A 21,330-nucleotide genomic window follows, 5' to 3' on the forward strand; every position below is an offset into this window, starting at 1 on the left:
GCCGCCCGTCAGTCGCCGGTCCGGCGCTCGCGGCTGGCCAGGAGCCGGCGGAACGACGTGACGCGACCCGGCTCGAGGCGGCCCGCGTCGAGGGCCGTGTCCAGCGCGCACTCCGGCTCCGACGAGCCGTGGGCACATCCGCGCGGGCAGTCGGCGGTCTCGGCGGCGAGGTCGGGGAAGGCGACGATCAACCGGGCCGGGTCGACGTGCGCGAGCCCGAACGAGCGGATGCCCGGCGTGTCGATGACCCAGCCCTGCTCGGACAGCGCGACCGCGACGGCGTTCGTGGAGGTGTGCCGGCCACGGCCGGTGACCGTGTTCACCTCGCCGATGGCGCGGTCCGCGTCCGGGACCAGCGCGTTGACCAGGGTGGACTTGCCCACGCCGGAGTGGCCCACCAGGACCGTGGTGCGCTCGTGCAGACGCCGGCGCAGTGCGTCGAGACCGGCGAGCTGATCGCCGTCGCGGTTGGTGACCACCGTGGGGACGTGCAACGGGGCATACGTGTCGAGCAGCGGCCCCGGGTCGGCGAGGTCGGCCTTGGTGACGCACAGCAGCGGCTCGACGTCGGCGTCGTACGCGGCGACCAGGCAGCGGTCGACGAGCCGGGGACGCGGTTCGGGCTCGGCCACCGAGGTGACGATGACCATCTGGTCGGCGTTCGCGACGATGACGCGCTCGACCGCGTCGACGTCGTCGGCGGTACGGCGCAGCACCGTGGACCGGGGCTCCACCCGCACGATGCGGGCCAGACTGCCTTCCTGCCCGGACACGTCGCCGACGAGGCGGACCCGGTCGCCGACGACGACGGCCTTGCGGCCCAGCTCACGGGCGGTCATCGCGGTGACGACGTGGTCGGCGAGCGCGCAGGTGTAGCGGCCGCGGTCGACCGCGATCACCATGCCGAGCGCGGCGTCGGAGTGAGCGGGACGCAGCTTGCTGCGCGGCCGCGAGCCGCGGCCGGGGCGGACCTTGACGTCGCGCTCGTCGTACGACGCGGAGGCCCGCCGAGCCATCACGCCGTGCGCTCCGCCTCGACGATCCGGGTCCACAGGCCGGGGAAGTCCGGAAGGGTCTTCGACGTCGTCGCGATGTCCTCGACCTCGACCCCCGGCACCACCAGGCCGAGGACCGCGCCGGCCTGGGCCATCCGGTGGTCGGCGTAGGAGTGGAAGACGCCGCCGTGCAGCGGCGCCGGGCGGACGGTGAGGCCGTCGTCGGTCTCGGCGACGTCGCCGCCGAGACCGTTGATCTCCGCGGTCAGCGCGGCCAGCCGATCGGTTTCGTGTCCGCGCAGGTGTGCGATGCCACGCAGGTGCGACGGCCCGTCGGCGACGGCGGCGAGCGCGGCCAGCACCGGCGTCAGTTCTCCGACGTCGTGCAGGTCGGCGTCGATGCCCCGGACCCTGCCGTCGCCGCGCACCGTCAGCCCCGCGGCGTCGAGCTCGCAGTCGGCGCCCATCCGGGAGAGCAGGTCGCGCAGGGTGTCGCCCGGCTGGGTGGTGACCGCCGGCCACCGGGGAACATGCACCCGGCCGCCGGTGATCAGCGCCGCGGCCAGGAACGGCGCCGCGTTGGAAAGATCCGGCTCGACGTCGAGGTCGAGCGCCGCGACGGGACCGGGCCGCACCCGCCACGTGTTCGCGGTCTCGTCGTCGACCTCCACCGCGCAGTCACGGAGCATGCCGACGGTCATGTCGATGTGCGGGAGCGAGGGCACCGGCTTGCCGTCGTGGTGCACCGTGACGCCGTCGTCGTAGCGGGCGCCGGACAGCAGCAGCCCGCTGACGAACTGTGACGACGCCGAGGCGTCGATGGTGACGTCGCCGCCGGGCACGGCGCCGGTACCGGACACCGCGAACGGCAACGCGCCCCGGCCGCCGTCGTCGACAGCGGCGCCGAGGCCGCGCAGCGCCCCGATGACGGTGCCCATGGGGCGCTCACGGGCATGCGCGTCACCGTCGAAACGGACCTCGCCGTCGGCGAGCGCCGCCAGCGGCGGGACGAAGCGCATCACCGTGCCGGCCAGGCCGCAGTCGACGTCGGCGTCGCCGCGCACCGGGCCCGGGGTGACCACCCAGCCGTGCTCGTCGTCGTCGATACGCGCGCCGAGACCAGTCAGCGCCCGGCGCATCAGCGCGGTGTCGCGCGCCACGAGCGGATGGCCGATCCGCGACCGGCCCGACGCGAGCGCCGCGAGGACCAGGGCACGGTTGGTCAGGGACTTCGACCCCGGGACGGTGACGGTGGCCGTGATCGGCCCGGAGGCGTGCGGCGCGGCCCAGAGGCCGGGGGCGGTTTCGGTCATCGAGGTTTTGGACATCGTGTGCCCAGCTTAACGGGCCGCGCCGGCTCCGCCGATGAGTCACCTGATCGTCGTTCCGGCACCTGATCCTCGCAACCGGCCGAACCGGGTGACTGACGTGACGGGTCCGGAGCGGGACGTCGTCACCTGATCATGTCCGGATGCTGGACCGATGATGATCAGGTGACGACGGAGCCGCTCCGGACGGAGAAGTGTCACCTGATCGTCGCAGGGATGATCAGGTGACACGCGTGCCCGCCCGGACGGTCAGGACTCGTCCTCCACCCAGTCGAAGGTCTTCGTGACCGCCTTCTTCCAGGTGCGGTACTGCTTCTCGCGGACCGCCTCGTCCATCCTGGGTTCCCACTGCTTGTCCTGGGCCCAGTTGTTGCGGATGTCGTCCTCGCTCTTCCAGAAGCCGACGGCCAGCCCGGCCGCGTAGGCGGCGCCCAGCGCGGTGGTCTCGGCGACCACCGGGCGGATGACCGGGACGCCGAGGATGTCCGCCTGGAACTGCATCAGCAGCTCGTTGCCGACCATGCCGCCGTCGACCTTCAGCGACTTGAGCGCGACCCCAGAGTCGGCGTTCATCGCGTCGATGACCTCACGCGACTGGTACGCCGTCGCCTCGAGCACGGCACGGGCGAGGTGGCCCTTGTCGACGAACCGGGTCAGCCCGACGATGGCTCCGCGCGCGTCGGAACGCCAGTACGGGGCGAACAGGCCCGAGAAGGCCGGCACGAAGTACGCGCCGCCGTTGTCGTCGACCGCCGCGGCGAGCCGCTCGATCTCGGGAGCGGAGCTGATCATGCCGAGGTTGTCCCGCAGCCACTGCACCAGCGCCCCGGTGACGGCGATGGAGCCCTCGAGCGCGTAGACGGTTTCGTTGTTCCCGATCTTGTAGCAGACCGTGGTGAGCAGGCCGTTCTCGCTCATCACCTTCTCGGTGCCGGTGTTCAGCAGCACGAAGTTGCCGGTGCCGTAGGTGTTCTTCGCCTCACCGGGGGTCAGGCAGGCCTGCCCGAACGTGGCGGCCTGCTGGTCGCCGAGGATGCCGGCCAGCGGCAGCCCGGCGAACGCGCCGCGCTGGCGGATGTAGCCGTAGACCTCCGACGACGAGCGGATCTCGGGAAGCATCGACATCGGGATGCCCATGTCGGCGGCGTTCTGCTCGTTCCACGTCAGCGTGTCGAGGTCCATCAGCAGTGTGCGCGACGCGTTCGTGGGGTCGGTGACGTGCAGGCCGCCGTCGGTCCCGCCGGTGGCGTTCCAGAGCACCCACGTGTCCATGTTCCCGAACAGCAGATCGCCGGCCTCGGCCTTGGCCCGGGCGCCGTCGACGTTGTCGAGGATCCACTTCACCTTCGGCCCGGAGAAGTACGTCGCCAGCGGCAGGCCGGTGACGGCGCGGTAGCGCTCCTGGCCGCCGCCCAGCGCGCCGAGCTCGGTGGCGATGCGGTCGGTGCGGGTGTCCTGCCACACGATGGCGTTGTAGACGGGTTTGCCGGTGTTGCGATCCCAGACGACCGTGGTCTCGCGCTGGTTGGTGATGCCGACGGCGACGATGTCGCTGTCGACGAGGTCGCCCTTGGCCAGGGCGCCGGCGCAGACCTCGCGGGTGTTGCGCCAGACCTCCTCGGGGTCGTGCTCGACCCAGCCGGCCCTGGGGAAGATCTGCTCGTGCTCGCGCTGGTCGACCGAGACCACCGAACCCGTGCGGTCGAAGATCATGCAGCGGGTGGAGGTGGTGCCCTGGTCGATGGCGGCGACGTAGTTGTTCATGCGTGCTCCTCATCGTTCGTGCCGAGCGTGCGGGCTGCCGGACGTGTGGACGTGGCGGGACGGGTCGGCGGCGGCGTCAGTACATCGCACCGCCGGTCAGGCCGCCGATGATGCCGCCGATGATCGGCCCGACGACCGGGACCCACGAGTAGTTCCAGTCGCTGGAGCCCTTGCGCAGGATGGGCAGCACGGCGTGCGCGATCCGCGGCCCGAGGTCGCGGGCCGGGTTGATGGCGTAGCCGGTGGGCCCGCCCAGCGAGGCGCCGATGCCGAGAACGAGCAGGGCGACGGCCAGCGGCCCGAGCCCGCTGGGGGTTTCGCCGAACGAGACCACGATGAACACCAGCACGAACGTCGCGATGATCTCGGTGACCAGGTTCCAGCCGTGGCCACGGATCTCCGGGCCGGTGGAGAAGACGGCGAGCTTCTTGCCGGCGTCCTCCTCGGAGTCGAAATGCTTCTTGTACGCCAGGAACACCAGAACGGCACCGAGGAAGGCGCCGATCATCTCGCCGATCAGGTAGGCGGGCACGTCCGCCCAGTCGGTGGTGCCCTCGAAGGCGAGGCCGAATGTCACCGCGGGGTTGATGTGGCCCCCGGTCTCGACAGCGGCGTAGACACCGGCGAACACGCCGAGCCCCCAGCCGAAGTTGATCAGTAGCCAGCCACCGTTGATGCCTTTGGTCTTGGCCAGCAGCACATTCGCGACGACGCCGCAGCCGAGGAGAGTGAGCATGCCGGTGCCGAAGATCTCGGACAGGATGATCTCGCCGAAACTCAGGTCCATCTGGGCCTCCGCTTCCGTCGGTGGCACGTCGCCACGCTCCGGGGCCGCCCGCGGAGCCTCGGCGCCGTTGCCAAGGGTCACGTCGAAACTACTGATGCGTAGGCCAACTGTCTACGTTCCGGGGCGGGTAACCGGTAGCGTGAGGCCGTGCGTCGGGCGCCACGATCGGGTCCGGCTTCCGTCGGCTCCGAGCCGCGCGACGCACTGGACGCTGCGAGGAGGCATGATCGACGTGACCGGTGAGAACGTCCGTTTCGGGCCCGGTGGTGCGAACAGCCGTCTCGGCCCCGAAGCACGGCGCGACACCTGGGACCGCCTCGGCGGCGAGCACTTCGACGTCGTCGTCATCGGCGGCGGAGTCGTGGGCGCCGGTGCCGCCCTGGACGCGGTGACGCGGGGGCTGCGAGTGGCCATGGTGGAGGCGCGCGACTTCGCGGCCGGCACGTCCAGCCGCTCGAGCAAGCTCTTTCACGGCGGGCTGCGCTACCTCGAGCAGTTCGAGTTCGGGCTGGTGCGCGAGGCGCTGCACGAGCGCGAGCTGATGCTGACCCGTCTCGCGCCGCACCTGGTGAAGCCGGTCAGCTTCCTGTACCCGCTGACGCACCGGCTGTGGGAGCGCCCGTACACCGCGGCCGGCCTGCTGATGTACGACACGATGGGCGGCTCGCGGTCGGTGCCCGGGCAGAAGCACTTCACCCGCTCGGGCGCGCTGCGGCTGTTCCCGGCGATGCGCCACGACGCGCTGGTGGGCGGCGTCCGCTACTTCGACGCGATGTCCGACGACGCCCGGCACACCATGACCGTCGCCCGCACCGCCGCGCACTACGGCGCGGTCGTTCGCACGTCGAGCCAGGTCGTGGGGTTCCTGCGCGAGGCCGACCGGATCAGCGGGGTCCGGGTGCGCGACGTCGAGAGCGGCGAGGAACAGCAGGTCACCTGCGACGTGGTGGTCAACTGCACGGGCGTGTGGACCGACGAGATGCAGCGCCTGGCCGGCACCCGCGGCCGGTTCCGGGTACGCGCCAGCAAGGGCGTGCACGTCGTCGTGCCGCGCGACCGCATCGCGGCTGAGACCGGGCTGATCCTGCGCACCGAGAAGTCGGTGCTGTTCGTGATTCCCTGGCGCAACCACTGGATCATCGGCACCACCGACACCGACTGGAACCTCGACCTGGCGCATCCGGCGGCCACCCGCAAGGACATCGACTACGTCCTCGACCACGTCAACACGGTGCTCATGACGCCGCTGACGCACGACGACATCGAGGGCGTGTACGCGGGACTGCGGCCGCTGCTGGCCGGCGAGAGCGAGGAGAGCTCGAAGCTCTCGCGCGAGCACGCGGTGGCGCGGCCGGCCCCCGGCATGGTCGCCATCGCCGGTGGCAAGTACACGACGTACCGGGTGATGGCCGCCGATGCCATCGACGCTGCGGCGCAGGACCTGCGCGGGCGGACCGCGCCGTCGATCACCGACCGGGTGCCGCTGCTGGGCGCCGACGGCTACCACGCGCTGGTCAACCAGGCCGACCGGCTGGCGGACCTGCACGGCCTGCATCCGCACCGTGTGCGTCATCTGCTGGACCGGTACGGCTCGATGGTGCACGAGGTTCTGGCGCCGGCGGCCGACCGGCCCGAGCTGCTCGAGCCGATTCCGGGCGCGGCGGACTACCTGAAGGTGGAGGTGGTCTACGGGGTCACGCACGAGGGTGCCCTGCACCTCAGCGATCTGCTGACCAGGCGCACGCGTATCTCTATCGAGTACCCGCACCGCGGGCTCGACGCCGCCCGGCCGGTGGCCCGGCTGATGGCCGAGACGCTGGGCTGGGACGAGGAGACGGTCGCGCGCGAGGTTGAGATCTACGCCGAGCGGGTGGAGGCCGAGCGCGACTCGCAGACGAAGCCGGACGACCAGGCCGCCGACCAGATCCGTTCGGCGGCTCCGGAGGCCCGCCCCTTGGTCGCCGAACCCGTCAGCTGACCCACCGGAATGACCACGTTCACCATGGAATGCCCTGCGTCACCACCCGTACAGGCCTGGTGACGCGTGCACAGGCCTCGTGATGTGCGAGGCCCGGCGACCACGCCGCGGCGTCAGCGAGGGCCGGCGCCGTAGAACGGGAATCCGGGGTAGATGTAGCCGGGGGACCAGAACGGCGGATAGCCGTAGTGGTCGTACACGCTGGCGGCGTACTCCGGCTCCTGCACGATGTCCGGGTCGTACTCCGGCCCGCTGGCGACGTGCTCGCGGGCGGTCTCGATGTGCACCACGTCGTTCACGCCCGTCACAGCGTCGACGGGGATGAGCTGCTTCTTCTCGCCGATGCCGAGGAAACCGCCGGAACCGACCTCGAGCATCCGCACGCGGCGTTCGCCCGGGTCGATGACGAGGTCCTCGACCTCGCCGACCTCGTCGCCGTTGCGGTCGACGACGTCGCGCCCCCGGATGTCGTCGAGATCGCTGGCGAGCGTGAGGTGGGTGTCCGCCAGCCGGACGAGGGGTGTGCTGCGTTCCTGAGTCATGGCGTGCACCTCCTTCGCGAACCTGGCGTTCGTCGATGGACGTCCGCCTCACGATGCGACTACCCGGCACCGGACGGGCCCACACCATGTCGCGTCGCCAGGACCAGCCAGACGGCGACGGCGCAGACCACCAGACCGGCCAGGCTGCGCACGCCGATGCCGTCGTCGAACATCGCCCAGCTCCAGATCAGCGTCGTCGGGGGCGTCAGGTAGAGCAGCGCGCTGACGCGGGTGGCCCCGTTCCGGCGGAGGACGAGCAGGTAGGCCCCGTACCCGCCGGCTGTCGACAGCACGAGGACCCAGACCACGGCCCACCAGAATCCGGCCGCCGCGGGGACGTCCAGCCGGCCGAACGCCGCCGCCTCGGTGCCGATGAGCAGCGCGGAGGCGATCGTGTGCACGGTCATCGACTCGACGAGTCCGCCGGCCGGCTGCCAGCGTTGCTGTAGCACCGTGCCCGCGGACAGGGCCAGCATCCCGCCCAGCGGCAGCAGGTACGCCCAGGCGTCGACGTCCGTCGCGGTCAGGTCGTCGGCGACGACGAGGCCGACGCCCGTGAACCCCAGCCACAGCCCGAGCCGCCGCCGCGCGGTCACCGGCTCGCCCAGCCAGCGGCGCGCGGCGTTGGCGACCACCAGCGGTTGCAACGCCGCGATCAGCGCGGCGGTACCGGCCGGTACCCCGGCGCCGACACCGGTCACGACTCCGCCCAGGTACATGGCTTGCGACAGCACGCCGACGATCGCGTGCTGGGTCAGGCTCCGCCGCCCCAGCCGCGGCAGCCGGTGTGCCGCCAGCGGCACGACGATCAGCGCGGCCAGCAGGTAGCGCCAGGTGAGCAGGGTGTCCGCGGGTGCGTGCTCGGTGCCGAGCCGTGCGCCGATGAATCCGGAGCTCCAGAACACGACCAGGGCGGCCGCGGCGGCGACGTCCGTTCCGGTGCTGGTCCGGACGGTCGCGGGGGAGAGAGTCGGGGCGGTCATGATGGCATGTAACCATACCGGTCGGTATACTGTCAGTGTCGTGTACACGCTCGGTGAGAGGACTCACATGCCACGCACCGCAACGACCGGGCTCACGCCCGCCGGGGAACGGATCCTGGCCGCCGCCGGTGAGCTGTTCTACGCACAGGGGATCCGGGCGGTCGGGGTCGAGATGATCTCGGAGGTCGCGGGGACCACCAAGAAGACGCTCTACGACCGTTTCGGGTCCAAGGACGCCCTCGTGGCGCTCTACCTGCAGCGACGGGCCGAACGCTGGAGGGCGTTCGTCCACGAGCACCTCGAGCGGCACGCTCCGGAGCCGGGCCGGTACCGGGTCCTGGCGGTGCTCGACGCGTTAAGCGCCTGGAACGTCGACGCCACCCGCGGCTGCGCCTTCGTCAACGCCTACGCCGAGATCGGCGGCACCGACCACCCTGGGCTGGCGGTCGTGCGCGCGGAGAAGTCGTGGACGCGGTCGTTGTACGTCCGGCTGCTCGAGGAGGCCGGTCTCGACGCCGACCGCGCCGCCGAGCTGGGGCTTCGGATGACGCTGCTGCACGAGGGCGCGCTGATCCTGATGACGGCGGGCGAGGTCGCCGACGCCATCGGTCATGCGCGTGCGGCCGCCGCGGAGGCCCTGGACCTCGCCTTCGGTGACGAACCTGCAGCGCACGAATCCGCAGCGCACGGGCACGAGGTGACGACGGCGCCGCGGGCGGCCGCCGATGCCGAGCCCGCGGATGCCGAGCCCGCCGATGGCGCTGGTCGCCCCACGCCGGCCGATCCCACCCACGCCGCCGTGGCCGACCTGGCCGGGCGCTTGGGGGTCGACGCCGCGGCGATCACCGTCGCGGCCGTGCAGGAGGTGACCTGGCGTGATTCGAGCCTGGGCTGTCCGAAGCCGGGGATGGCCTACCAGCAGATGCTGGTCGACGGGCACCGGATCGTTCTGGAGCATGCCGGGCACCGGTACGAGTACCACGCCGGCGGACGACGCGGACCGTTCCTGTGCGACGACCCGCAGCCGCCGGCTTCGGTCACGACTTCCCGCGGTGCGGCATTGAGGTGATCTCGTTGCGCGCCTTGCGCGCGGTGAGCTTCGCCTCGCGCTTGGCGCCCTTGCCGGCGCGGCGGGCATCGCGGGCCGCGTGTCGTGCGCGCCACGTCAGCCCCGGCTTGCCCCCGGTGTCGACGCCGGCCAGCAGCAGGCCGCCGGTGAGGCCGACGTTCTTCATCGCCTGGACGCGCTGGGTCTTGCGCTGCGCCGGGTCGTCGATCTCCCAGAACGCGTGCCCGGCCCAGGTGGTGGGCACCAGCGACGCGGCCAGCGTCAGCGCCGCCAGCCGCGGGAACCGGCCGGTGCCGAGCGCGAGCCCGGCGGTGAGCTGGACGCCCGCGTTGATGCGCACGAGCGTCTTCGGGTCGGTGGGGAACGAGGGCGCTCGGCGCTCGATGGTGGGGCCGAACCGTTCGGCGAATTTGGTGGCGCCCGGGACTCCCGCGTCCGGGTTACGCAGATTGTTCGCACCCTGAACGACGAAGACCGTCGCCAGCATCGGTCGGGCGATCAGACGGACCAGGCTCATGACTCCTACCTACCACGGATGGCCGGCGTCCGGGGACTCCCGTGCCGTGGGCGGTGCGAGGATGGACGCATGTGTGGACGGTACGTGGTGAGCCAGAGCGTCGACGACCTGGCCGACGAGTTCGACGTCGACCGCGTCGACGTCAAGGAGCGACTGGAGCCGGACTGGAACGTCGCGCCCAGCAAGCCGGTCTACGGCGTGCTGACCCGCCACCGCCGCGACGAGCCGGACGCCGGCGCGCAACGGCGCATCCGCACGCTGCGCTGGGGCCTCGTGCCCTCCTGGGCCGACGACCCCACCATCGGCAACAAGCTGATCAACGCGCGGGTCGAGACCGCGGCGCAGAAGCCGTCGTTCCGGCGCGCGTTCGCCCGGCGGCGCTGCCTGCTGCCGGCCGAGGGATTCTACGAGTGGCGCGGTGAGACCAAGGGCAAGAAGCAGCCGTTCTTCATCCACCCGCCCGAGGGAACGCTCGCCATGGCCGGCCTGTACGAGATCTGGCGGGACCAGAGCCGGCCCGACGACGATCCGGACGCGTTCCTGTGGTCGGCGGTCATCCTCACGACCGACGCCACCGACGACGTCGGCGAGATCCACCCGCGCATGCCCATGCTGGTCGACCGAGCGAGCTGGGCCGAGTGGCTGGACCCGGACCGCACAGACACCGACGGGCTGACGTCGATGCTCGCGCCCGCCACCCCCGGAACGCTGGACGCCTATCCGGTCTCCACGGAGGTGAACCGGGTGGCCAACAACGGGCCCCAGCTGATCGACCCGGTGACGTTGTGACCGAGCGCACCACGGTGCCGACGCCTGTCGGCGACGCCCGGCTCTGGACGGACGAGCCGGACGAGGCTGACGCCGCCCGGGCGAGGCTGGTGCTGGGACACGGCGCCGGCGGCGGCCCGGACGCGGCCGATCTGCGCGCGCTGGCCGAGCGGCTGCCGGAGGCGGGGGTGAGCGTCGTCCGGGTGGAACAGCCGTGGCGGGTCGCGGGCAAGCGGGTGGCGCCGCGCCCGGCGACTCTCGACGAGGCGTGGCTGGTGGCTCTGGACGCCGTCGCGCGGGACGTGCCGATGCTGGTGGGCGGGCGCAGCGCCGGTGCGCGAGTGGCCTGCCGCACCGCCGAGGCCACGGGCGCGGCGGGCGTCGTCGCGTTGTCGTTCCCGCTGCATCCACCCGGCAAGCCGGAGCGTTCACGTCAGGACGAGCTGCTCACCGCGGCCGCCGCGGTGCCGACGTTGGTGGTCCAGGGTGAACGGGACACGTTCGGCCGTCCCGGCGAGTTCCCCGACGGGCCGTACCGGCTGGTCGCCGTCGACCATGCCGACCACGCGATGGCCGTGCCGAAGGCGCACGACCGGGATGCCGCCACGGCGGCGGTGGTCGAGGCCGTCCGGTCGTTCGTGCTCGCCACCGTGTCGAGCATGCGGTGGGAATGAGTCGGGCCGGTCGATGGTTGACACCACCGGAAGCCGCGGCCGATTCGGCCGTTGGTGAAACCGACGTCGAAACCGCTGGGAGGCTCGACGAATCGTGGGTGGCAGTGGCGCTACATGCTTGGATCGGCCCGCGCCCGACGCGGTCCTGCCTCGGGGTGACGAGGCGTGGAACCCGCTCGCGCCGGTATCATCGGCAGTGATGGCTGACCAGGAGAGTGACGAGCAGCGCACGCAGCGGTTCGAACGCGATGCGTTGCCCTTCCTCGACCAGCTCTACTCGGCGGCGTTGCGGATGACCCGTAACGCCAGCGACGCCGAGGACCTGGTCCAAGAGACCTTCGCCAAGGCTTACGCATCGTTCCACCAGTTCAAGGAGGGGACGAACCTCAAGGCCTGGCTGTACCGGATCTTGACCAACACGTTCATCAACACTTATCGCAAGAAGCAGCGCGAGCCGCAGCAGAGCGCGGCCGAAGAGATCGAGGACTGGCAGATGGCGCGCGCGGGGGCGCACACCTCGTCCGGCCTGCTGTCCGCCGAGGCCGAGGCCCTGGGCCACCTCCCCGACTCCGACGTGAAGAACGCCCTGCAGGAGATTCCGGAGGAGTTCCGCATCGCGGTCTACCTCGCGGACGTCGAGGGCTTCCCTTACAAGGAGATCGCCGAGATCATGGGCACGCCCATCGGCACCGTGATGTCGCGGTTGCATCGTGGGCGCCGCCAGCTTCGGGAGCTGCTCGAAGACTACGCACGCGAGCGTGGGCTGGTGCCCAAGGTCACTCAGGAGGTCGGAGGATGAGCTGCGACGACAACGACGTCGACTGCACTGAGGTGCTCGACCGTGTCTACGACTTCCTCGATCAGGAGCTCGACAGCCGGACTCTGACCTATGACGAGATCAAGGCGCATCTCGAGCAGTGCCGGCCGTGTATGTCCACCTACGACATCGAGCGCGTGATCCGTGAGGCGCTGGCCCGCTCGTGCGGTTGCGAGCACGCCCCGGACGAGCTGAAGTCGCGTATCCGCGCGCGCATCGAGCAGGTGCGCGTGCAGATCAGCCAGACTCCCTGACCGCTCGCCCCGTCGCGAGCGCGGCGCATCGGCTGCACGACGAAGCCCCGGCCCTCTGCGTGAGAGCCGGGGCGTTTTGACGGTGGATCCGTGGTCAGGCGTTGGGCCGCTTGCCGTGGTTGGGACCGCGCCTCTTGCGGGCCTTGCGCTTACGTGCTCGCTTCGCCATGGCGGTACTCCTTCACGAGTGGGGTGACACTGCCGGACGCCGACCCGCTGCGCGGGTAGGTCAGGCGGTGACGCGCGGTGACGTGCGCTCGCTCTCGGCGTCCGCTGTCATTGTCGCACGGTCGGCCGCGGACTCCGGTCCGGCGTCGAGTGGTGCGGTGTCGCGGCGCGACGGCTCGCCGGCCGGGGTGCTGTCCCGCGTCTCGTCGGTGTCGTGCGTGCCGTCGGTGTCGTGCGTGCCGGCGGTCTCGTCGTCGGCGGCGCCGGAGTTCTCGTCGGCTGCGGGACGCGGCCGCGTGCGGCGTGCCGGGGTCGCGCCGCGGCGTTCGGCGCCCGGCCGCCGGCGGGTCATGCCGGTGCCGACGACGGCGGCGGCTCCGGCAGCGACGGCGACGTCGCCCGGGCTGACCGCCTCGGGTCGCAGCGGAAAGGCGACCGGGACCACTTTGCCCAGCCACGGCGCCAGGGTGTCGTCGTCGACCTCGGTGGTCCGGGCCGTTGCGGAGTGCTCGGCCGGCTCGGCGCCGGCGCGCAGCTGTGCCGACCGATCGACCGGCATGGCGCCGTTGAGCAGGATGACCAGGGCGTTGGCCGCCAGCCCGGCGGCGATCAGCCGTGCTCCGTCACGCCGGCGGTTCAGCCACGCGTAGAACGACAGGACGAGCCAGCAACCGGCGGTGAGCAGTGCCAGCAGTGGTTCCCACGCCCAGCTGCCGATGACGCCGACGACGTACATACCCAACGCGGTGAGGATCAGCCGGTTGCGTTCCGGCGCCGGTGAGGCGAGGCGGCGCAGCCGGCCGCGTCGCGCGTACCCGACCGCCGTGCCGGCGGCGAGCGCGAGCAGCAGAAGCACCACGACTATCATCTTGACGCCGAGCGCCGGCGATCAGGTGGAGGCACGCCCGGTCAGGCGGGTTGAGGTGGATTCGACTGTTCGTGGTGGAATGCTGCGGTCGGCATCGAGAGGAGAACGGCACGTGGCTGAGCTGGTGTCCGCCGAGATGGTGGCCAATGTCCACTCCGTGGTGGTCTCCGTCGGAGACCACGTCGAGTCCGGAGCCATGCTGCTGGTGCTCGAGTCGATGAAGATGGAGATCCCGGTGTTGTCCGAGGTGTCCGGGTTGGTCTCCGAGATCCGCGTCGGCGCCGGCGACGTCGTCCAGGAGGGCGACGTCCTGATGGTCATCGGATGAGCGGCCCGGCGCCGGGGCTGTGGGCGCGGCACACCCACGTCGTGTCCGAGGACGACACCGCCGTGGCCCTGGGGTCCGGCGCGGTGCCGGTGCTGGGCACGCCGCGGCTGCTGGCGTGGATGGAGGCGGCAACGGTGGCGGCTCTCGCCGACGAGCTCGCCGCGGGCCGAACCAGCGTGGGCACCCGGGTCGAGGTCGATCACGTCGCTCCCACCCCGGTCGGCGGCCGGGTCGCGGTGCGCGCGGAACTGCTCGCCGCCGACGAACGGCAGCTGACGTTCACGGTGGTGGCCGAGGACGGTGACGGCCGCCAGGTCGGGTCCGGGCGCATCGTGCGGGCGGTCGTCGACGCCGAGCGCTTTCTCGCGCGCTGCCAGCGGCCGTAGCCGGGGCCGGGACGGCCGGGACACCCGGGGGCACGTCACCCGTCACGGCCGTCGTGCGCCGTGAGGGAGTACGGCCGGCTGGGCAGATCGGGAGACCACTCGTCGGTGCGTCGCGGCAGCGGCGCCGGCCGCGGCCCGCCGTCGTGACCGACCCAGCGCATCAGCGTCACCACCGCGACGAGCGAGATGACGACGAGGGGGATCAACAGGTACGCCATGGCAGAAAGTCTGTAACCATCGCGTCGCTGCCACCATTGGCAGAACTGACATGTATCATCGACTTTCTGCCATCGCTCTGGCAGACTGCCCGGATGATGCGCAATGTCGCGGTGGTGGTGCTGGACGGTGTGGCGGCGTTCGAGCTCGGCGTGCTGTGCGAGGCCTTCGGGCTCGACCGTTCCGACCAGGGGCTGCCGAACTTCGCCTTCGACCTGTGCGGGCTGCGGCCCGGACCCGTGTCGACCAAGTCCGGCTTCGACATCTCCGTCCGGCACGGCCTGGACCGGCTCGACGAGGCCGACCTGGTCGGCGTCCCGGCGATGCCGCGCGGCGACACCTTCCCGGACGAGTTGCTCGACGCGCTGAACGCGGCGGTGGACCGCGGCGCCCGCGTGCTGTCGGTCTGCTCGGGCGCGTTCGTCCTGGGCGCGGCGGGCCTGCTGGACGGCCGGCGCTGCACCACACACTGGATGTACTCCGACGAGCTGGCGCTGCGGTATCCGCGCGCCAAGGTCGACCCGGGCGTGCTCTACGTGGACGACGACCCGATCATCACCAGCGCCGGCACCGCCGCGGGCATCGACGCGTCCCTGCACCTGTGGCGCAAGGAGTTCGGCGCCGACTCGGCGGCGGCCGTGGCGCGCCGGATGGTCGTCCCGCCGCACCGTGACGGCGGCCAGGCACAGTTCATCGACACGCCCATCCGGGCCAGCGACGTGCCGACGCTGTCCGGCGTCCTCGAGTACATGAGCGCCCATCTGGACGAGGACCTCGGTGTCGAGCGGCTGGCCGCCGTCGCGTCGATGTCGTCACGGACGTTCGCGCGCCGGTTCCGCGACGAGACCGGCACCACGCCGTACGAGTGGGTGCTGTCGGCCCGCCTGTCCGCGGCGCAGCGGATGCTCGAACGCGGTGACGACGTGCTCGAGGCGGTCGCGGCGCGAGCCGGGTTCGGCACGGCGGCGGTGATGCGGCACCATTTCGCCCGGCGGCTGGGCACCACGCCGCGGGCCTATCGGGCGGCGTTCCGCGCTCAGATGCCGGTGGTCGACCGCGGATAGGCGATCTCCGGGTCGCACTGGACGTTCACCAGGTACGGGACACCGGAGTCGAACGCCCGGCGCAGTGCGGGCGCGATCTGCCCGGGGGCGGTCACGGTCTCGCCGGCGCCGCCGAGCGCCCGGACGACGTCGTCGTACCCCGTCTGCGCCCGCAGGTCGGCAGCGACGTCGTAGCCGTACAGGAACCGCATCGGATGCTTCTCCAAGCCCCATGCGCCGTTGTTGCCGACGATCATCACCACCGGCAGGCCATGCCGGACCAGCGTGTCGACGTCCATCAACGACATGCCGGCGGCGCCGTCGCCGTAGAGCAGCACGACCTGACTGTCCGGCCGTGCCAGCCGTGCCGCCGCGGCCGCGCCGACGCCCGCTCCGAGGCAGCCGTACGGGCCCGGGTCCAGCCAGCACCCGGGACGCCCGGGCTCGATGAACTTGCCCGCCCACGAGACGAAGTCACCGCCGTCGCCGATGATGACGGCGTCGTCGTCGAGCAGCGCGTTGAGCTCGCCGTAGACCCGGGCCGGGTGGATCGGGTCGGCGTCGGCGGTGAGCAGCGCCCTGTCGCGTTCGAGGGCCGCGGAGACCTGGTCGTGCAACCGCCGCGTCCAGTCGCCGTGGTCGACGTGCCGGGTCGCCTCCGTGTAGCTGTCCAGGACGCCGTCGAGGACGGCGGACAGGTCGCCGGTGGCGTGCGCGGCGAGCTCGACGTGGGTGGTCAGCTGCGCGGGGGAGTCGGCGAGGTGGACGACCCGGGCCGGCGCGGCGCCGTCACCCCCGCCGAACGTGCCGAACCCGAGGCGGAAGTCCAGCGGCGTGCCGACGACGAGGACCACGTCGGCCCGGCCGAAAGCCGTCGAGCGTGCGCGGTTGACCAACAGTCGGTGTCCGGAAGGCAGCAGCCCTCGGCCCATGCCGTTGGTGATCACCGGGATCCCGGTCTCGTCGGCGAACCGGCGCGCCGCCTGCTCGGCGCCGTCCAGCCACACGTCCGAGCCGAGGACGACGACGGGGCGCTGCGCGGTGGCGAGGATCCCGGCGACGGAGCTCAGCTCGGCGGGGTCGGGCTCGGGGCGCTGCTGCGGCCCGGTCACGGCCAGCTCGGTGTCGGCGTGGCTGTACAGCTCGTCCATCGGCACGTCGACGAAGACCGGGCCACGGTGTGCGCTGCGCGCGGTGGCCAGCGCGTGGTCGACGGTGCCGGCGACGTCGCCGGCCGTGGCCGCGGTCGAGGCGTACTTCGTGATCGGCGCGAACACCGGTGGGTGGTCCAGCTCCTGCAGTGCGCCGGTGCCCCATCGTGTGGCCGGAGCCCGGCCGCCGAGCGCCAGCAGCGGCACACCGGAGAAGTGCGCCTGTGCCACCCCGCTGACGCCGTTGGTGACGCCCGGGCCGGCGGTCAGCACCGCCATGCCCGGGTCCCGGGTGAGTTTCGCGGTGGCCTCGGCGCCGAAGACGGCGGTCTGTTCGTGCCGGACGTCCACGATGCGGGTTCCGGACTCGGACTGCACGGCCGCGTCGTACAGCGGGAAGACGTGCGCTCCGGACAGCGTCCACAGCGTGCCGACGCCGTGCGCCTCGGCGACCGCGAGCGCGTGCCGGCCCGCGTGCCCGGACAGCGTGAGCGGGGGCGCTTCGGCGTGATTGTTGTAGTGCGAAATACTCACGCGATCACCATAGCGCGACGACGCGCGTGACGTGAGAGACGCGGCTGTCGACACCGCGGACGCGCCTCCGGCAACCAGCGGACCGCACATCGACGGTGCGGGAGCGCAGGCAGCGCCAGAAGCGTCAGGGCTGGCGGTACATCCACGGCGCGCTGGAGCGTAGCGCGCGTTGCAACGCGATGAGCAGGTCGGACCTGACCCCGGGCATGATGCTCGCCGTGGTGGCGACATTCTGGGCCGGGGTGCCATGCACGCCCAGCAACAGCTGCAGGTGCAGGGCACGGAGGTAGTCGACGGCGTTCTCGCGGGCCGCCGCGCCGGGGTCGGGGGTCGGGTCGGCGTCCGCCCAGACGGCGGTGAGCCGCTCCAGCCACCCCTCGAGAGTCTCGATCGGGATGAGGTCGCGGTGCAGCAGAGACATGGTGGCGAACGCCAGCCGCTGCTCCTCTCCGGCGGTGAACCGGTACGTCGTGGCCGTCGACAGCCGCTCGGCCAGCACGTCGAGCAGCACCGGGAGCTCGTCGGCGCCGAGGTGGCGGGACGCGCTGAGAGCGCCGAGGACGTCGGCGGCGTGCGTCATGGGACTCGCCCAGCCCTGCGCGGGAATCCAGCCACGCAGGTCGCGCTCGGCGAGCATCCAGGCGACGGCCTGGTCGGCCCAGGTGAGCACCGCCGCCGGATGAAGACCGTGGGTGACGTTGTCGCGGGCGATGACCTCGGCCAGGACGGCGGCGGAGTAGGAGCGCCGGAGCACCGACGGCGTGCGATCCTCGCCGATGCCCTTGCGCAGGCCCAGAACCAGACCGTCGCCCAGGCCGACGAGCAGTTCGTCGTAGATGCCCTCGCCGATCCACGTCTGCAGGACCGAGTGAGCGATGTCGGTGCGTACGTGCGGGTCGGTCTCGCCGAGCATGGAGACCAGCTCGATGGTGAGCTCGTCCAGGGCGGCGCCCTGGGGGAGCCGGCAGCCTTCGGCCACGACCCGTTCCCAGTACGACTGCTGCACGCCCCAATACTCGCAGAACCACCTCGGAGGCGGGAAGTGCGGGCGTAGCGACTACGCTCGGTGACGTGCCGTCGCTGAACGACGTGGTCCATCGCCATACCGACCTGACAGATGCCGACCTCGACTGGTTGCACGCGCTGGTCGCCGACTGGCAGCTGCTGGCCGACCTGTCGTTCGCCGACCTCGTGTTGTGGGTGCCCGACCGGGACGACGAGGGCTACCGCGCGGTCGCGCAGATGCGCCCGACCACCGGGCCCACCGCGTACGTCGAGGACCTCGTCGGCTCGTACCTGGTGAAGGGCCGCAGGCCGCTGATCGACACCGCCTACGCCGAGGGCGTCATCCGCCGGGAGGGCGACCCCGAGTGGTGGGACGACGTCCCGGTCCGGGTCGAGGCGATCCCGGTGCGTCGCGGCGACCGCATCATCGGCGTGATCGGCCGGCACACGAACCTGGTCGCGGTGCGTACGCCGAGCCGGCTGGAGCTGTCCTACCTGGAGTGCGGCGGTCAGCTCGCCAAGCTCATCGGCGAGGGCCGGTTCCCGCATCCACGGGCGACGGACATGGGACGCCGCGGCGCCCCGCGGGTCGGCGACGGGCTGATCCGGCTGGACGTCGACGGTGTCGCGCTGTACGCGAGCCCGAACGCGACGTCGGCGTACCGGCGGCTCGGGCTCGCGGCGGATCTCGTCGGCCAGAAGCTCGGTGCGGCGACGGCGGAGCTGGCGCCGCGGCCGGGTGCGCTCGACGAGCCGCTGGAGTCGGTGCTCAGCGGGCGCCAGCACGTGCGGACCGAGATCGAGGGCAACGGCACCGTGATGACCCTGCGCACGATCCCGCTCGACCCGGAGGGCCGGCATGTCGGCGCGCTGGTGCTGTGCCGCGACGTCACCGAGGTCCGGCGCCGTGAGCGCGAGCTGCTCACCAAGGACGCGACCATCCGCGAGATCCATCACCGGGTCAAGAACAACCTGCAGACGGTGGCGGCGCTGCTGCGGCTGCAGTCACGGCGCATCGGTGTTCCCGCCGGCCGGGCCGCGCTCGACGAGGCGGTGCGGCGGGTCGGGACCATCGCGATCGTGCACGAGACGCTGTCGCAGACGGTGGACGACACCGTCGTGTTCGACGACGTCGCCGACCGGCTCCTGGGCATGGTGACGGAGGTCGCCACCGCCGAGGCCAGGGTGCAGGCCGACCGCGACGGCTCGTTCGGGGTGCTCGGCGCCGACGTCGCGACACCCCTGGCGATGGCCCTGACCGAGCTGTTGCAGAACGCTGTCGAGCACGGCCTGCGCGGACGCGACGGTGAGCTGCGCCTGACCGCGGAGCGCGGCGCCGGGCGGCTGCGCGTCGTCATCGCGGACGACGGCGCCGGCCTGCCGGCGGACTTCGACGCGGACACGGCGGGCAACCTGGGCCTGCAGATCGTCCGGACGCTCGTGGTGGGAGAGCTGGGCGGGCAGATCGATCTGGGCGCGCGCGACGGCGGCGGGACGGCGGTCGTGCTGGACCTGCCGGCGGGCAGCGCCGGGGCGGCGTGAGGTTTCCGGCGACACGGACCAACGGCAGCGCCCCGCCGGCCGGGCTGGCAGGCGGGGCGCCGAGGTCGAGTGAGTCGGAGCCGCTCAGTAGGCGCGCGCCCGGGCGCGGGCGTTGCGACGCTTGAGCGCGCGGCGCTCGTCCTCGGACAGGCCACCCCAGACGCCGGCGTCCTGGCCGCTCTCGAGCGCCCAGCTCAGGCAGGATTCACGGACATCGCAGCGACGGCAGACCGCTTTGGCCTCCTCGATCTGGAGCAACGCGGGCCCGGTGTTTCCGATCGGGAAGAACAGCTCCGGGTCCTCGTCGCGACAGGCGGCACGGTGGCGCCAATCCATGGTTCTCACAGCTCCTTATAGTGGTGCTGAGCAGGTGGGCCGCTCAGCCACGTTTCAATACGTGAATTCGTTCACGAATCCCCGCCGACCAGCGGGAGTGATGCTGGCCCGGGGATGACGCGAAGCGTCGGCACGTTACAGTGCGCGCATGGCGCTCTCGTAACTGCGTGGCAGTACTAGGGTGACAACTTCGTGATGCATGTACAAGGGCTTTGTGCAATCCGTCTCATGGACGCCGGTGTCGCGTCCGTCACAGTATTCGGCGAAACCGGACCATAGCGGGCATACGGTCCCCGGGGCAATACCTGTGACCTGCGCATCCCGTCAGTACGCCACGCGCAACGCGGCCGGGGCCGCGGCGATCTCGACGCGGGTGCGGTCCCCGATGTAGTCGCCGTCGACCTGCACCGGCTGTGGCTCGTCCGTCGTCAGCACCATGTGACCGCTGTCATGCAACGACACGACGTCGCGCCCCCGCGGTCCGCGCCGCGTCGCCATCTGCCCGACGTGCCACAGTGTCCGCGCCAGCCGCAGCCCGGCGAGCCCGAACACGTCCAGACCGCCGTGGAAATCGGCGTTCGGAGTCGGCCGCAGCGGTCGCGCGCCCAGGTAGGTCCACGGCGTGCAGTTGGTGACGATGACCACCGACAGCTGCCCGACCGGCTCCCCGTCGTCCGCGACCAGCTCGATCGAGCCGTGCCGTCGCTCCGGCTGCTGGAAGAACCGGCGCACCGCCGTGCGCACGTACAGCGGGACCGTCGACGTCCGGCCGCGCTCCCGCTGGTCCTCCACGGCCCGGATCACGTCGGCGTCGAAGCCGAACCCCGCGGCGAACGTGAAGTACCGCCCGTCCAGCCGGCCCAGTCCGATCCGCTGCCGCCGCCCGCTGCGCCACGCGTCCAGGAACAGTCCGGTGGCCTCCACCGGGCTCTCCGGGATGCCGAGGTTGCGTGCCAGCACATTCGTGCTGCCACCGGGGATGATGGCCACGTCCGGCACCGTCGTCGCCGGTGACGCCGGGTCGAGGACGCCGTTGGCGACCTCGTTGACCGTGCCGTCCCCGCCGACGGCCACCACCAGTCCGACGCCGTCGCGGCGGGCCTGGCGGCTCAGCTCGGCCGCATGCCCCCGGTGCGTGGTCTCGGCCACCTCCAGGTCGAGGTCGCTGCTCAGCGCCGCGAGCACCACGTCGCGGGTGCGGGAGGACGTCGTGGTCGCGTTCGGATTGAGGATGGCCAGAGCACGCATGAGCGACAGCGTAGATGAGCCCGTCCGCG

Annotated in this window: 24 protein-coding genes; 10 read left to right on the forward strand and 14 right to left on the reverse strand. The window is 71.8% G+C overall.

Annotated features, from left to right (window positions below):
- Nucleotides 1–8: 8 nt before the first annotated feature.
- The 4 genes from rsgA to CLV30_RS02805 form a co-directional block, all read right to left on the reverse strand.
- Nucleotides 9–1,016, reverse strand: coding sequence for a ribosome small subunit-dependent GTPase A (gene rsgA, locus CLV30_RS02790; RefSeq protein ID WP_106536033.1), 1,008 nt, complete (start codon nt 1,014–1,016; stop codon nt 9–11).
- On the reverse strand, nt 1,016–2,308 hold the full coding sequence (gene aroA / locus CLV30_RS02795) for a 3-phosphoshikimate 1-carboxyvinyltransferase (RefSeq protein ID WP_106535681.1): 1,293 nt from the start codon (nt 2,306–2,308) through the stop codon (nt 1,016–1,018). Before aroA ends, rsgA begins: the two co-directional genes overlap by 1 nt.
- 264 nt (nt 2,309–2,572) lie before the next feature.
- Complete coding sequence (glpK, locus tag CLV30_RS02800; protein WP_106535682.1) at nt 2,573–4,087, reverse strand: glycerol kinase GlpK; 1,515 nt, start codon at nt 4,085–4,087, stop codon at nt 2,573–2,575.
- Nucleotides 4,088–4,163: 76 nt separating this feature from the next.
- A complete protein-coding gene (locus CLV30_RS02805; RefSeq protein ID WP_106536034.1) occupies nt 4,164–4,874 on the reverse strand; it encodes an MIP/aquaporin family protein in 711 nt (236 codons plus the stop codon).
- A gap of 223 nt (nt 4,875–5,097) precedes the next feature.
- Here CLV30_RS02805 and CLV30_RS02810 point away from each other — a divergent pair, with 223 nt between their 5' ends.
- On the forward strand, nt 5,098–6,852 hold the full coding sequence (locus CLV30_RS02810) for a glycerol-3-phosphate dehydrogenase/oxidase (RefSeq protein WP_106535683.1): 1,755 nt from the start codon (nt 5,098–5,100) through the stop codon (nt 6,850–6,852).
- 113 nt (nt 6,853–6,965) lie between these two features.
- Here the strand turns inward: CLV30_RS02810 and CLV30_RS02815 are convergent, their stop codons facing one another.
- Nucleotides 6,966–7,394 carry a PRC-barrel domain-containing protein gene (locus CLV30_RS02815; protein ID WP_106535684.1) on the reverse strand — a complete coding sequence of 143 codons (429 nt, stop codon included), beginning with the start codon at nt 7,392–7,394 and terminating at the stop codon, nt 6,966–6,968.
- 59 nt (nt 7,395–7,453) lie between these two features.
- Complete coding sequence (locus tag CLV30_RS02820) at nt 7,454–8,377, reverse strand: DMT family transporter (RefSeq protein ID WP_106535685.1); 924 nt, start codon at nt 8,375–8,377, stop codon at nt 7,454–7,456.
- 67 nt (nt 8,378–8,444) lie between these two features.
- Here CLV30_RS02820 and CLV30_RS26865 point away from each other — a divergent pair, with 67 nt between their 5' ends.
- The gene (locus CLV30_RS26865) at nt 8,445–9,446 is read left to right on the forward strand and encodes a TetR/AcrR family transcriptional regulator (RefSeq protein ID WP_205740476.1); all 1,002 of its coding nucleotides are present in this window, start codon (nt 8,445–8,447) and stop codon (nt 9,444–9,446) included.
- On the opposite strand, the gene CLV30_RS02830 is transcribed toward CLV30_RS26865, so the two are convergent.
- Nucleotides 9,415–9,963, reverse strand: a complete 549-nt coding sequence (locus CLV30_RS02830; protein WP_106535686.1) for a DoxX family protein — start codon at nt 9,961–9,963, stop codon at nt 9,415–9,417. The two genes, CLV30_RS26865 and CLV30_RS02830, sit on opposite strands and share 32 nt — an antisense overlap.
- 69 nt (nt 9,964–10,032) lie before the next feature.
- On the opposite strand from CLV30_RS02830, the gene CLV30_RS02835 reads away from it, so the two are divergent.
- The 4 genes from CLV30_RS02835 to rsrA all read left to right on the forward strand — a co-directional run bounded on the left by CLV30_RS02835 (nt 10,033) and on the right by rsrA (nt 12,476).
- A complete protein-coding gene (locus CLV30_RS02835) occupies nt 10,033–10,752 on the forward strand; it encodes an SOS response-associated peptidase (protein WP_106535687.1) in 720 nt (239 codons plus the stop codon).
- On the forward strand, nt 10,749–11,405 hold the full coding sequence (locus tag CLV30_RS02840; RefSeq protein ID WP_106535688.1) for an alpha/beta hydrolase family protein: 657 nt from the start codon (nt 10,749–10,751) through the stop codon (nt 11,403–11,405). Before CLV30_RS02835 ends, CLV30_RS02840 begins: the two co-directional genes overlap by 4 nt.
- A 199-nt stretch (nt 11,406–11,604) precedes the next feature.
- Complete coding sequence (locus tag CLV30_RS02845; protein WP_106536035.1) at nt 11,605–12,204, forward strand: sigma-70 family RNA polymerase sigma factor; 600 nt, start codon at nt 11,605–11,607, stop codon at nt 12,202–12,204.
- Nucleotides 12,201–12,476 (forward strand): mycothiol system anti-sigma-R factor, encoded by a 276-nt coding sequence (rsrA, locus tag CLV30_RS02850; RefSeq protein ID WP_106535689.1) that lies wholly within the window; start codon nt 12,201–12,203, stop codon nt 12,474–12,476. Before CLV30_RS02845 ends, rsrA begins: the two co-directional genes overlap by 4 nt.
- Nucleotides 12,477–12,570: 94 nt before the next feature.
- On the opposite strand, the gene CLV30_RS27730 is transcribed toward rsrA, so the two are convergent.
- On the reverse strand, nt 12,571–12,645 hold the full coding sequence (locus tag CLV30_RS27730) for a 50S ribosomal protein bL37 (protein ID WP_420841957.1): 75 nt from the start codon (nt 12,643–12,645) through the stop codon (nt 12,571–12,573).
- A gap of 60 nt (nt 12,646–12,705) precedes the next feature.
- Nucleotides 12,706–13,503 (reverse strand): DUF5317 family protein, encoded by a 798-nt coding sequence (locus CLV30_RS02855; protein ID WP_106535690.1) that lies wholly within the window; start codon nt 13,501–13,503, stop codon nt 12,706–12,708.
- 88 nt (nt 13,504–13,591) lie between these two features.
- Here CLV30_RS02855 and CLV30_RS02860 point away from each other — a divergent pair, with 88 nt between their 5' ends.
- Nucleotides 13,592–13,840 carry a biotin/lipoyl-binding carrier protein gene (locus tag CLV30_RS02860; RefSeq protein WP_420841953.1) on the forward strand — a complete coding sequence of 83 codons (249 nt, stop codon included), beginning with the start codon at nt 13,592–13,594 and terminating at the stop codon, nt 13,838–13,840.
- Nucleotides 13,837–14,226, forward strand: a complete 390-nt coding sequence (locus CLV30_RS02865) for a thioesterase family protein (RefSeq protein ID WP_106535692.1) — start codon at nt 13,837–13,839, stop codon at nt 14,224–14,226. Before CLV30_RS02860 ends, CLV30_RS02865 begins: the two co-directional genes overlap by 4 nt.
- A gap of 35 nt (nt 14,227–14,261) precedes the next feature.
- Here the strand turns inward: CLV30_RS02865 and CLV30_RS02870 are convergent, their stop codons facing one another.
- Entirely contained in the window at nt 14,262–14,444 is a 183-nt protein-coding gene (locus CLV30_RS02870; RefSeq protein ID WP_106535693.1) for a hypothetical protein, read from the reverse strand.
- 93 nt (nt 14,445–14,537) lie between these two features.
- Between CLV30_RS02870 and CLV30_RS02875 the strand changes: the two genes are divergently transcribed.
- Nucleotides 14,538–15,506, forward strand: coding sequence for a GlxA family transcriptional regulator (locus CLV30_RS02875; RefSeq protein ID WP_106535694.1), 969 nt, complete (start codon nt 14,538–14,540; stop codon nt 15,504–15,506).
- On the opposite strand, the gene CLV30_RS02880 is transcribed toward CLV30_RS02875, so the two are convergent.
- A complete protein-coding gene (locus CLV30_RS02880; RefSeq protein ID WP_106535695.1) occupies nt 15,479–17,260 on the reverse strand; it encodes an acetolactate synthase in 1,782 nt (593 codons plus the stop codon). The genes CLV30_RS02875 and CLV30_RS02880 overlap by 28 nt on opposite strands.
- Nucleotides 17,261–17,294: 34 nt before the next feature.
- The gene (locus tag CLV30_RS02885; protein WP_106535696.1) at nt 17,295–18,176 is read right to left on the reverse strand and encodes a DUF2785 domain-containing protein; all 882 of its coding nucleotides are present in this window, start codon (nt 18,174–18,176) and stop codon (nt 17,295–17,297) included.
- A 65-nt stretch (nt 18,177–18,241) separates the two neighbouring features.
- Between CLV30_RS02885 and CLV30_RS02890 the strand changes: the two genes are divergently transcribed.
- Nucleotides 18,242–19,717: a sensor histidine kinase gene (locus CLV30_RS02890; RefSeq protein WP_106535697.1), complete on the forward strand. Its 1,476-nt coding sequence runs from the start codon at nt 18,242–18,244 to the stop codon at nt 19,715–19,717.
- Nucleotides 19,718–19,801: 84 nt separating this feature from the next.
- Here CLV30_RS02890 and CLV30_RS02895 read toward each other — a convergent pair whose 3' ends face one another.
- A complete protein-coding gene (locus CLV30_RS02895; RefSeq protein WP_106535698.1) occupies nt 19,802–20,053 on the reverse strand; it encodes a WhiB family transcriptional regulator in 252 nt (83 codons plus the stop codon).
- Nucleotides 20,054–20,377: 324 nt separating this feature from the next.
- Nucleotides 20,378–21,301, reverse strand: a complete 924-nt coding sequence (locus CLV30_RS02900) for a diacylglycerol/lipid kinase family protein (RefSeq protein ID WP_106535699.1) — start codon at nt 21,299–21,301, stop codon at nt 20,378–20,380.
- Nucleotides 21,302–21,330: the final 29 nt, after the last annotated feature.

The sequence above is a fragment of the Haloactinopolyspora alba genome (genome assembly GCF_003014555.1).
Classification (GTDB): domain Bacteria; phylum Actinomycetota; class Actinomycetes; order Jiangellales; family Jiangellaceae; genus Haloactinopolyspora; species Haloactinopolyspora alba.

Coding starts and splice junctions, on each gene's coding strand:
- CLV30_RS02845 (WP_106536035.1), top strand. CDS start 11,605: ATGGCTGACCAGGAGAGTGACGAGCAGCGCACGCAGCGGTTCGAACGC.
- rsgA (WP_106536033.1), bottom strand. CDS start 1,016: ATGGCTCGGCGGGCCTCCGCGTCGTACGACGAGCGCGACGTCAAGGTC.
- CLV30_RS02900 (WP_106535699.1), bottom strand. CDS start 21,301: ATGCGTGCTCTGGCCATCCTCAATCCGAACGCGACCACGACGTCCTCC.
- CLV30_RS02830 (WP_106535686.1), bottom strand. CDS start 9,963: ATGAGCCTGGTCCGTCTGATCGCCCGACCGATGCTGGCGACGGTCTTC.
- glpK (WP_106535682.1), bottom strand. CDS start 4,087: ATGAACAACTACGTCGCCGCCATCGACCAGGGCACCACCTCCACCCGC.
- CLV30_RS02835 (WP_106535687.1), top strand. CDS start 10,033: ATGTGTGGACGGTACGTGGTGAGCCAGAGCGTCGACGACCTGGCCGAC.
- CLV30_RS02870 (WP_106535693.1), bottom strand. CDS start 14,444: ATGGCGTACCTGTTGATCCCCCTCGTCGTCATCTCGCTCGTCGCGGTG.
- CLV30_RS02820 (WP_106535685.1), bottom strand. CDS start 8,377: ATGACCGCCCCGACTCTCTCCCCCGCGACCGTCCGGACCAGCACCGGA.
- CLV30_RS02810 (WP_106535683.1), top strand. CDS start 5,098: ATGATCGACGTGACCGGTGAGAACGTCCGTTTCGGGCCCGGTGGTGCG.
- CLV30_RS02860 (WP_420841953.1), top strand. CDS start 13,592: ATGCTGCGGTCGGCATCGAGAGGAGAACGGCACGTGGCTGAGCTGGTG.
- CLV30_RS26865 (WP_205740476.1), top strand. CDS start 8,445: ATGCCACGCACCGCAACGACCGGGCTCACGCCCGCCGGGGAACGGATC.
- CLV30_RS02865 (WP_106535692.1), top strand. CDS start 13,837: ATGAGCGGCCCGGCGCCGGGGCTGTGGGCGCGGCACACCCACGTCGTG.
- CLV30_RS02805 (WP_106536034.1), bottom strand. CDS start 4,874: ATGGACCTGAGTTTCGGCGAGATCATCCTGTCCGAGATCTTCGGCACC.
- CLV30_RS02880 (WP_106535695.1), bottom strand. CDS start 17,260: ATGTGCGGTCCGCTGGTTGCCGGAGGCGCGTCCGCGGTGTCGACAGCC.
- CLV30_RS02815 (WP_106535684.1), bottom strand. CDS start 7,394: ATGACTCAGGAACGCAGCACACCCCTCGTCCGGCTGGCGGACACCCAC.
- rsrA (WP_106535689.1), top strand. CDS start 12,201: ATGAGCTGCGACGACAACGACGTCGACTGCACTGAGGTGCTCGACCGT.
- CLV30_RS02895 (WP_106535698.1), bottom strand. CDS start 20,053: ATGGATTGGCGCCACCGTGCCGCCTGTCGCGACGAGGACCCGGAGCTG.
- aroA (WP_106535681.1), bottom strand. CDS start 2,308: ATGACCGAAACCGCCCCCGGCCTCTGGGCCGCGCCGCACGCCTCCGGG.
- CLV30_RS02875 (WP_106535694.1), top strand. CDS start 14,538: ATGATGCGCAATGTCGCGGTGGTGGTGCTGGACGGTGTGGCGGCGTTC.